This window comes from Bartonella sp. AP36NXGY, from assembly GCF_042195865.1.
GTDB lineage: Bacteria > Pseudomonadota > Alphaproteobacteria > Rhizobiales > Rhizobiaceae > Bartonella.
In genome coordinates this window covers 1-1,558 of sequence record NZ_JBHIPD010000094.1, presented here as the reverse complement: position 1 = coordinate 1,558, position 1,558 = coordinate 1, and the positions used below count along the sequence as shown (strand labels likewise).

Sequence of the window (1,558 nt, the reverse complement as noted above, 5' to 3'; positions counted from 1 at the left end):
TGTGCTGATCTCAAACGAGCAAAACAGAAAGCAGAGAGAGCAAAAGCAATTTGGCAACAAAGCCAACCAATCAAAAAGACTTTAGCAGAAACCTATTTACGCATGCGGCATATTACATGTGATTTGCCTGCTGATTTACGTTTTTACGACAAGTGTCCACACCCCTCTGGGGGTACACTGCCCGCGTTGATTGCTCTTGTTAAGGGGGATGGTTCCTTTGCCATTCATAGAACCTTTTTACAAGCCAATGGCTGCAAAACAGATCAAAAACCAGCAAAAGCCATGTTGGGTTCTGTCACGGGTGGCGCTGTGCAATTAAGTCAAGCCAATCCAAAACATCTGGTCATTTGTGAAGGCATTGAAACCGGTCTGGCTCTGCTGTCTGGGTTGTTATCAGAGCCCGTTGATTTATGGGCGTCCCTTTCAACCCATGGCATGATGCATGTGAATTTACCTCCTACAAAAGCCCGTCTCACCATTGCAATGGATGGCGATGATGCGGGTCGTAAAGCAGGTTTTAACCTCGCTGCACATGCCTATAGACAAGGCTTTGAGGTCTTTATCATGCAAGCCCCATACGGTCTAGATTTCAATGATGTTTTGATACGAAAAGGTATAAATAAATGAGAGAGAATAAAAACAATATTGTAGATACCAACAATCAAAATGTTTCATGCAATGATAACGATAATGGCTCTTTAAATGATAAGACTTGTTTAGAAGCCATTCCTTATAAGCAAGCATTGCAACAAAATGGTTGGGGGGAATTAAAGCCTATCACGGCGGCTCTTTTACCCGTCGAGCCTTTTGACCCATTACAACTCCCCATGTCATTCATGGATTATGTTTATGACGTTTCAGAGCGTCAACAAGCCCCTATGGATTTTATTGCTGTCTCTGCTCTCTGTGCCTTGGCTGCTGTCATTGGTAATGGCGTGCGGGTTGCCCCAAAACAATATGATGATTGGATTGTTGTGCCTAATCTCTGGGGCGCTCTTATTGGTCAATCGTCAACATTTAAAACACCAGCCATGAAAGCCGCTTTAGCGCCTATCACTTGCCTTCAAAAGGAATGGTATAAAGACTGGTTAAAGCAAAAAGAAAAACAAGAAATTGAAGAGAGACTTGAAACTTTAGATAAACGAGAAAAGGAAAGACAAGCCAATAAAGCGATAAGAAAAGGAGAGTGTGAAACCGCTCGTGCTCTTTTGTATGAAACGCTCTCTAAAGACAATGCGCATGATGATGATGTCTCTCGTTTTATTGTCAATGATGTGACTGTTGAAAAGCTTGGGGAACTCTTAAAAGAAAACCCCCGTGGTCTCTTAATGGTGCGTGATGAATTATCTGGTTTTTTAGCCAATCTGGAACGAAGAGAATATCAAACAGACCGTGCCTTTTATTTAACAGCTTTTAATGGAGACGATCAATTTACTTATGACCGTATCGAGCGTGGAACCATTTTTATCCCCCATGTCACCTTATCCATGATTGGAGGCATTCAACCTTCACGCATTATTCCGCTCATTCAAGCCATACACCGTGGAATAAACGATGA

General features: G+C 42.4%; 2 protein-coding genes. Both read left to right on the top strand.

The features are described 5' to 3' along the window. Positions 1–627, top strand: a 627-nt coding sequence (locus tag ACFINX_RS10005; protein WP_375668789.1) for a toprim domain-containing protein, incomplete at its 5' end; no start/stop codon positions are given. Then, the coding region (locus ACFINX_RS10000) for a DUF3987 domain-containing protein (RefSeq protein ID WP_375668788.1) at positions 624–1,558 on the top strand (935 nt) is incomplete at its 3' end. The genes ACFINX_RS10005 and ACFINX_RS10000, both read left to right, overlap by 4 nt.